The organism is Nitrospirota bacterium (assembly GCA_037386965.1).
GTDB lineage: Bacteria > Nitrospirota > Thermodesulfovibrionia > Thermodesulfovibrionales > JdFR-86 > JARRLN01.
Genome location: JARRLN010000096.1, coordinates 1 through 7,601, shown reverse-complemented (window position 1 = coordinate 7,601; position 7,601 = coordinate 1). Strand labels below are relative to the sequence as shown.

Genomic DNA, 7,601 nt, shown 5'->3' with positions numbered 1-7,601 from the left:
GTGCGACGATAGAGATTTTAAGGCGATATCTGAAATCATAAATGACGCGGCCAGCGCCTACAGGGGCGTAATTCCTCCTGACCGTTGGAGAGCACCTTACATGTCGGAGGAAGAACTCCAGCACGAAATGTACGAGGGAGTGGTCTTCTGGGGATATGAGGAGGACGGGACGCTACAAGGCGTTATGGGGATTAAGGACGTACAAGACGTAACCCTTATAAGGCACGCCTACGTGAGGACCGCCTGGCGCAACCGGGGCATCGGCGGCCGCCTGCTTTCTTTCCTTCGCAAGCGGATATCGCGGCCTATACTGATAGGCACGTGGGCCGACGCGGCCTGGGCCATAGGCTTTTACCAGAAGCACGGCTTCACGGTCGTCTCCCCCGAGGAGAAAGAGCGCCTTCTCAGGAAATACTGGAACATCCCCGAGCGCCAGGTGGAGACCTCCGTGGTGCTCAGGGAGGGAGGGTAGGGACTCCCCAACCGGCCCGCGGGCCAGCCTCCTTCCCGTACACGATACCTTTTTATTCTGTTATAATCATGCACTTTTCAGCAGGTAATCTACAGATGGGAATAACCAGTATACTGTCCCAAAAGTATTTGTCATTGTCCGGCTTGACCGGACAATCCAGAAGCCTTCGAAAAGACCGGATTCCCCGATCAAGTCGGGAATGACACTGCAGGTTTTTTGCAAAGTATTTCTTGGACACCACACTAGGCTATAAAGAAAGAATGTTAAATGAGAGGTGCAGATGCCGACTATTTTCCATGGGCAAGACCTGACGTTCAAGAAGAAAGAGTCGCGCGTTCCCGAATTTCAGTGGCACATGAGCCCCCGATTGGGGAAGCTCGTAAATTCGAAACACCTTGAATTCTACGTCGTCTCATTGGACCCGGGCACATTTTCATTCCCTTATCATTTCCACCGCGCCGCCGAGGAATTGTTTCTGGTCATTGCCGGGGAGGCGACACTTCGAACGCCGGAGGGATTTCAAAAGGTCGTCCAGGGAGACGTTATTTTCTTCGAAGAAGGCCCTTCCGGCGCCCATCAACTTTATAACCACGCCGAGACCCCCTGTGTTTATCTGGACCTGAGGACAACCGTGGGCATAGATGTCTGTGAATATCCCGATTCGGGGAAAGTCAATATCCTTCCCTTTCTGGAGGTGTTCGAGAGCTCCTCGAAGGTGGACTATTACAAAGGCGAAGAGGAGGTGGCCGCAAAGTGGCCTAAGGAGATTATGAAGAAGCGACCCGCCAGTCAAAAGAGGAAGAAATAGGAGGAACCATGATTGCCGGGAATTCGGGCGAGGAGAAGAATAAGCATGCGTCGGTGGTAGTCAGTGGAGGCAGGGGTAGGCTTTTCCGGAACCGCGACTGAGGGCTTGCCTTCGGGCAGACCAAAGTGTGGATTGTGGATTATAAGATGGAGGTAAGACTTCTTCCTGTACACCGCAAGAGTCTCACGTTCGAATGACTGCGACTCACCCCTCCAAAGATGCAAAAAGCACGACGTGATTAGGGTTGCGATATACACCTACCACTCCGGGTATCGGAAATCGAAACTCTTGAAGATTTCATCCAGAAAGTCGTACCCAAAGAGGTCTTGAGAACCGCAAAGTTTCTTCCCGAAGACTGCATCTCTTGCACCTGGCACCGATGAGGAAAGTGCGATCGCAATTACAGGAATTGAACATGCTTCTCGCCCTAGTGTCCCCCTCGCATGTAGTTCTCGCGCCACTAACCATTACAGACCCGCTTCCATATTCTGTGACTGATGTTACATACCACGGGTTGTGGAGAGGTTATATTTCTTGTGGCTCGTATAGTGCTGAGATATTTTGCGTTCACAAAGCATTCGGAGAGTGCGTCAATGAAGAAGGGCACAATAATAGTCATCCTTGTGTCGACTCATTTACTGACACTTGCGCTCGGATTCTTTGGGGCTGCTTTGTACCTCAGGCAAACACTGGTCCGGGCAGCTTCGATGACGAATAGCTTAGCAATCATTTCTCATTATTCGTTGTTTACCCAAGCGCAACGTACGCTTGGCAGTGATGACGATTACCGCGATGCTTTGCTCTTATTTCTGAAAGCACTTGATAACGCGCGATCTCCTGATGGTCCCCTTTTTACTCTCGAAGTTTATAAAGCTGAGAAAGCTCTAACCTATGTTCGTCTTTCACGCGTCGAAGAGAATGGGGGCAATCATCAGGAATCACGAGAATATATGAACGAGGCACGGGATATCTGTCGAGAACTCAATTGGAGGGACTGTTCGTCTGAACGGTTAGTAATGCTTGTAGAGAAACTAGATCAAGAAGATGCTTTCAGTGAGTCGAAAGACAAATAATAGACAAATCATGTGAGTGCTGGCGACATTTGCGATATACAGCGAGATGTACTTTCTGAAGGTAAGAGATGTTTATTTGTGGAAATATTCAGATATTGTGGAGCAATTTCTTCGGTAGATCTCTGGGCACATTCTTCTATGGAGTTCACACTCCAGCCAGAAAGTCTCTTGAGAAGAAGAGTTGTGGGTGTATGACGCCTGATGGGTTGACTTCCATTGAGTATATTCGTAGAAATCATCTATTGGGTTTCTTTATTCCTTTTCGAACGGATCAAGACGATGGTAGTATGTGAATTTCTTCTTTAAAAGACGGTCAACAGGTTTCGCAGGCTTGTTGATTTGAAATAGTAACCGTGACGAGGGGTTTATATTATGAAGAAATACCTCTTATCTTTAATCCCGTTCATTATCTGTTCATTACTATCGCTTATCTATCTTTATATTCAACCTCAAGATTATCCACATCCAAGTTATCCTTATAGAACTCCTGGAGTGTTATATTACTTATCTAGCAGATGGTTCATCATTGGAATTGTTTTAAGTGTTCTTTGTTTTCTTATAATGGTAGTTGAAGATATTTTTGGTCGAATTGAGAAGTGGAGTGAAAGGCGGCACCTCAAAAAATAATGATTCTTCTTCCTGAAAGAATGATTGAAAAGGACGGGTTCTCTAGTGTAGAGCAGAACCGGAAATTATGAATGCAGGGTGGGCTCCGCCCACCGTTTTAAAGACCGCGTCCATGGACAAGTGGGCATAGCCCACCCTACGAGGACTAAATTATGGGGAGGTGGTATTATGGCTACTCCTAAAATAAATAACCCGATTGCTGAGAGAATTCTTGACTTAGAGAAGAAAGACGGCAGTCGGACAAAGATTAGAGTCAGACTCGCCAAACCGGAGCGAAGTGAAGACGGCGATTGGGTTTGTCCTTATGAGATTACCGGATTTGAGAGGCCAACGGGACTGAGAGTGTTCGGCGTTGATGCGATGCAGGCTCTACTTTTGGCAATCAAGGGTTTGAGTGTTGATTTGGAAATCATAGCTCGACGTGAGGAAGGCAAGCTAAGTTGGCTTGGGCAAGCTGGAGGTGGATTTCCAAGTCTCGATGAAACTGGCACTTTTATTCGATGGTAAAGTACCGCTGTATGATGCGAGGCGTTAATCCTTTCTACCGAAAAGATTCATCGTTGCAAGTAATTGAATCATGTTTAGTCGTAGGTGAACTCCACAAACCTTCCCCTGCGACTCACAGGGCTAAGGTAGGGGCCATCGACGGCGAATCCGACGCCCCCTACCCCCCAACCCTCTTCTTCCTCCCAGGCCAACACCCAGAGGGTCGTCCTGGGGCTCCCGGTGCACCGCCGTTGGCCAGGAATTTTTTCTCAGGAGAAAATCATCGTGCTTCGAGGGAGAGAACAGTCGCACCGGTGCTATCCTGGATAGTGAGGGAACCACGCACCGAAGAAGCCTCACCGCCTGCCACCTCAATAAGGCAATAACGGGGGACCTCCGGCGCCATGGAAAGAATGCATCCCTCTCGCGGCTCCACGTTGTTGCAAATCTGCTGAAAAAAACTCCCGCTATCCGCCCGAACCAACTTGACCCTGACCTCCGACAGCGTCGCCCCGCCCACATTGACGGCAAAACACGACATGGTTCCTCCGCCGGCACTGGCGGGAGTCGTGAAAAGTCTTGCGGTCGGCTGCGCTTGAGCGCCCTTATCCGCACACCCTGCGATGCCGAAAACGAAAACGGCCAGGAGAAGCAGCACACGGACTCTGGAGAAGTTCAATTCTCGACCACCCTCCTCAAGAAGACCTTGTCGATTCATTGGCCTCCATGCCGCATCCAGCAGTAACCGGGTTCATGTTGACATTGTATAAGCGATTTACAAAATAGGCAAGAGTCCAATTGCTATGGTTCACCGTGCGACTCACGGGGCATAGGACAGCCCTTTTACGGCTAACCCGGCCACCCCCTCTTGGCGTCCCGTTACAGAAGTACTCTGCAAAAAATCCGCCGGTGTCATTCCCCGGCTTGTTCGGGGAATCCAGTTTTTCAAAGACCTCTGGATTGTCCGGTCACGCCGGACAATGACAAAGAATTTCCGGGACGGGACACCAGCCTGCTCCCCTACCTCCAAACCCTCTCCTTCCTGCCCTTGGCGTAATAAAGGATAAAGCCCACCAGGGGCAGGAGCAGGACGACCACGAGCCAGAAGGGCTTCCGCCCAGGGGGGAAGCGGCTTCTCACGATATCCACCAGGGCTATCACCCAGAGGGTAGCCGGGGCCAGGGCGACCAGGGCCAGGGCCACCGCCGCTGGGTCGATAACTCTGAGGAAGGGCTCAAGGCCGTTCATCGCGCCCCGGGGCCGACCTTAATCATTATTATATGTCCGCGTGCCGCGCTCAGTAGCGCTTCTCCTTCTTCACCACCTTGCCGATGATGCGGAACTCCCCCCTGCGGACCTCCTGGTCGGCGAAGCGGGAGTTCAGGGGATGGAGCACATAGCGCGGGCCGTACTTCTTCAACTGCTTGAAGGTGGCCTCCCCTCCGGCGTTCTTCACCACCACGAAATCCCCCGGCTGGGCCTCCACGTGGGGGTTGACGATGATGACCTCCCCCTCGGTGAACTCCGGCTCCATGGAGTCCCCCGTCACCCTGAGGGCGAAGACGTTGGGCCCCCTGACGTCAGTCTCTATCCACTCGTCGGCGTCCCCCGGCTCGAAGGCGTCGCAGACTTCCTTCCACGCGCCGGCCTGCACCAGGGTGACCACCGGCACCCGCCCCCCCGGGCCGCCCCGGGCCGCAGGCTCCACGTTCGCCCCGCGGCGGGCCGGGCGTATCTCCCGCATCATCTCCTCGTGGGAGACCCCCAGGGCGTGCAGGATGTTCATGATGGCATGAAAGGAAGGCCGCCGCTGGGCCTTCTCGATATAGATGATATGGGCGTCGGAAACCCCCGCGGCCCGGGCCAGCTCCCGGGCCGAAAGTTTGAGGGCCTGCCGCCTGCGCTTGATGAGGGCGCCCAGCTCTCTCAGGTCGGCGTCCGAAAAGAAAGTCATGTATTAACTATAGTTTACTGAAAAACTCATGTCAAGCGTTTTTCACGAACTATGGTTCATAAAATCCTTGACATTGCCGGGGGTCGGGTCTAAACTAACCATAGTTAGCAAGGCCTCATGAAAGGAGGGTGTCCTCATGCAGAGATTCAGTCCCGGGAAGATGGCCTCGCGAAGGCGGCGGATGGGAAAAACCCAGACGGTCCTGGCAGGGGAGGCGGGGCTGAGCCAGGCCAGCGTATCGGCCCTGGAGCGGGGGAAGAAGGAGCCCCGGGCCTCCACCCTCCTCAGGGTGGCGGGGGTCCTCCGGTGCGGGGTGGAGGACCTCCTCGAATGGGAGGGCCGGGATGAGACGGCCTGACCGGGTGGAGATAATTCGCCGCGGCGCAGACCCCCTTCTGGTGAGGGACCAAGCCCTGCGGACCGCTCTCCGGCGGGCCGCCGCCCTCACGGCGGAGCACAGAAGGGCCCAGGCCGCCCTCATCCGGGCCAGGGCCGCCGTCCTCCGCCGCCTCGGGCCGCACTTGGGAGACGGCGCGGTCACCCTGCGGTCGGGCTCCGCCACCCTCAGGGTCACCCCCCGCGAGGAGGTCCTCCTGCCCGAAGCAAACGTCAGGGAGGCGCGGCGCCTTCTCGGCCGGAGGTTCTCCCGCATGGTCCGTTCTCGCCGCCTCTACTTCTGCCGCCGCGAGCTGCTCGGGCACCCCGAGGCCCGCGGGCTCCTGGAGGTCCGCACCCTCGCGCCCCGCTTCACCTTCCTTGCCGGCCAGGGCGCACCGCGCCGGAAGAAGGGAGAGGCCGCATGACGGAAGATGCCCTCAAAGAGTCCCTTCCAGGCGACCTGGGGCGCATTGCGGAGGCCGCGGGCCTGGAGGCCGCCCTCAAGATAGCCCGGGCCTTCCGGGGCTCCTACATTTACGTCCCCGGCCTGGATACGCTCATCCGGCAGGCCCGGGACGAGGACATCCGGCGCGAGCACCACGAAGGAAGCACCTCCGCGGAGCTTGCGGCAAAGTACGGCCTCTCCCAAAGGGGCGTCCGGAAGATCCTCCGCCGTCTCTCCCCCGCGCCCGTGCACCCTCTGGCCCGCACGCTCCTCATGCGAGCAAAGTGACCGGGGCCGCCCCGGCAGCGCATCGGCCTGGAAAGAAGCTAATGCTTCTGGGGCACTTCTTTCCCTCTCTCTCCCGGACGGGGAAAGCCCCGGCCCCCTACTGCCCCCAGGCCGCCTCGCCCGGCCTGCCCCACCAGAGGTAGAGGAAGTTCACCCCGGGCAGCCTCCTCAGGATGTGCTCGCCTTCCCGTAAGGCGCTCCGGGCCGTCACATCCGGCGCCTGGGTGGAGTAAATGCTCCCCTTGTAGCTCCCCGGCTTTGCGTACATGACGACCCTGGCCTGCTCCACACCCAGGGCCTGCTTCATCTCCTCCACCACCTCCGGCAGGTGCCGCATGCCGTCGATGAGCCCCAGCTCCTTTGCCATGGCGGCGGAGAAGGGCCGCCCGTCGGTGATGAGCTCAAGCCGGTCCGCTGCCAGGCGGTCGCCCCTGCCCTGGCGCACCACCTCCACGAACCTCCCGTACATGTCGTCTATGATGCCCTGGATTATCTCCAGCTCCTCCGGCGTGGTGGTCCTGAAGGGGGAGAAGACGTCCTTTTCCGGACCGGACTTCACCACCGTGTCCTCCACCCCTATCTTCGTCAGCAGGCCGTTCACGCCGAACTTCATCGCCATCACCCCTATGCTCCCGGTGATGGTGGTGGGATTGGCGTATATGCGGTCCGCCGCCGTGGCGATGTAGTAGGCCCCGGAGGTCCCCACGTCCATCAGGGCCGCATAGACCGGCACCTTGGTGCGCTCCCTGTAGCTCTTTATCTCGTGGTAGATGATGTCGCTGGTGGTCACCAGCCCCCCGGGGGAGTTGATGCGCACGATGAGCCCCTTGATGTCCTTGTCCTTCTCGGCCTTCTTCAGGGACTCCCGGATGCGGTCGGGCATGGAGGCCCCCGCAGGGGCCAGGGGGCCGCCCCGGGGCTTCTCCTCCGAAATAAACCCCGTCACGTCCATTATAAGAATCTTGGGCTGCCCCTCCCCCTCCACCACCTGCTCTTCCAAAGGCTGCTCCCGGGGCAGAAGGGATATATTGACGAGGGTGCACCCGCTCAGAAAAAAGAAAAGGACAAAG

General features: G+C 56.3%; 10 protein-coding genes. 7 read left to right on the top strand and 3 right to left on the bottom strand.

The annotated features are described in order from the left end of the window. The 4 genes from P8Y39_11635 to P8Y39_11620 all read left to right on the top strand — a co-directional run. Positions 1-472, top strand: a 472-nt coding sequence (locus P8Y39_11635; protein ID MEJ2192970.1) for a GNAT family N-acetyltransferase, incomplete at its 5' end; no start/stop codon positions are given. Between the two features lie 280 nt (positions 473-752). Then, on the top strand, positions 753-1,280 hold the full coding sequence (locus tag P8Y39_11630; protein MEJ2192969.1) for a cupin domain-containing protein: 528 nt from the start codon (positions 753-755) through the stop codon (positions 1,278-1,280). Between the two features lie 593 nt (positions 1,281-1,873). Beyond that, on the top strand, positions 1,874-2,353 hold the full coding sequence (locus P8Y39_11625) for a hypothetical protein (protein ID MEJ2192968.1): 480 nt from the start codon (positions 1,874-1,876) through the stop codon (positions 2,351-2,353). A 795-nt stretch (positions 2,354-3,148) separates the two neighbouring features. Then, entirely contained in the window at positions 3,149-3,487 is a 339-nt protein-coding gene (locus P8Y39_11620) for a hypothetical protein (protein MEJ2192967.1), read from the top strand. A gap of 999 nt (positions 3,488-4,486) precedes the next feature. Here the strand turns inward: P8Y39_11620 and P8Y39_11615 are convergent. Then, on the bottom strand, positions 4,487-4,714 hold the full coding sequence (locus P8Y39_11615) for a PLDc N-terminal domain-containing protein (protein MEJ2192966.1): 228 nt from the start codon (positions 4,712-4,714) through the stop codon (positions 4,487-4,489). A 49-nt stretch (positions 4,715-4,763) separates the two neighbouring features. After that, positions 4,764-5,420, bottom strand: coding sequence for an XRE family transcriptional regulator (locus tag P8Y39_11610; GenBank protein MEJ2192965.1), 657 nt, complete (start codon positions 5,418-5,420; stop codon positions 4,764-4,766). A 136-nt stretch (positions 5,421-5,556) separates the two neighbouring features. On the opposite strand from P8Y39_11610, the gene P8Y39_11605 reads away from it, so the two are divergent. The 3 genes from P8Y39_11605 to P8Y39_11595 are packed head-to-tail and all read left to right on the top strand — an operon-like array spanning position 5,557 to position 6,531. Next, the gene (locus P8Y39_11605) at positions 5,557-5,778 is read left to right on the top strand and encodes a helix-turn-helix transcriptional regulator (protein ID MEJ2192964.1); all 222 of its coding nucleotides are present in this window, start codon (positions 5,557-5,559) and stop codon (positions 5,776-5,778) included. Then, a complete protein-coding gene (locus P8Y39_11600) occupies positions 5,765-6,223 on the top strand; it encodes a hypothetical protein (protein ID MEJ2192963.1) in 459 nt (152 codons plus the stop codon). Before P8Y39_11605 ends, P8Y39_11600 begins: the two co-directional genes overlap by 14 nt. Continuing rightward, the gene (locus P8Y39_11595) at positions 6,220-6,531 is read left to right on the top strand and encodes a Mor transcription activator family protein (protein MEJ2192962.1); all 312 of its coding nucleotides are present in this window, start codon (positions 6,220-6,222) and stop codon (positions 6,529-6,531) included. Before P8Y39_11600 ends, P8Y39_11595 begins: the two co-directional genes overlap by 4 nt. Positions 6,532-6,628: 97 nt before the next feature. On the opposite strand, the gene sppA is transcribed toward P8Y39_11595, so the two are convergent. Beyond that, on the bottom strand, positions 6,629-7,601 hold a 973-nt coding region (sppA, locus tag P8Y39_11590), incomplete at its 5' end, for a signal peptide peptidase SppA (GenBank protein ID MEJ2192961.1).

Bases quoted from the DNA above. Each gene is read 5' to 3' on its own strand.
- P8Y39_11610 (MEJ2192965.1), bottom strand. From the start codon at position 5,420: ATGACTTTCTTTTCGGACGCCGACCTGAGAGAGCTGGGCGCCCTCATC.
- P8Y39_11625 (MEJ2192968.1), top strand. From the start codon at position 1,874: ATGAAGAAGGGCACAATAATAGTCATCCTTGTGTCGACTCATTTACTG.
- P8Y39_11630 (MEJ2192969.1), top strand. From the start codon at position 753: ATGCCGACTATTTTCCATGGGCAAGACCTGACGTTCAAGAAGAAAGAG.
- P8Y39_11595 (MEJ2192962.1), top strand. From the start codon at position 6,220: ATGACGGAAGATGCCCTCAAAGAGTCCCTTCCAGGCGACCTGGGGCGC.
- P8Y39_11620 (MEJ2192967.1), top strand. From the start codon at position 3,149: ATGGCTACTCCTAAAATAAATAACCCGATTGCTGAGAGAATTCTTGAC.
- P8Y39_11605 (MEJ2192964.1), top strand. From the start codon at position 5,557: ATGCAGAGATTCAGTCCCGGGAAGATGGCCTCGCGAAGGCGGCGGATG.
- P8Y39_11600 (MEJ2192963.1), top strand. From the start codon at position 5,765: ATGAGACGGCCTGACCGGGTGGAGATAATTCGCCGCGGCGCAGACCCC.
- P8Y39_11615 (MEJ2192966.1), bottom strand. From the start codon at position 4,714: ATGAACGGCCTTGAGCCCTTCCTCAGAGTTATCGACCCAGCGGCGGTG.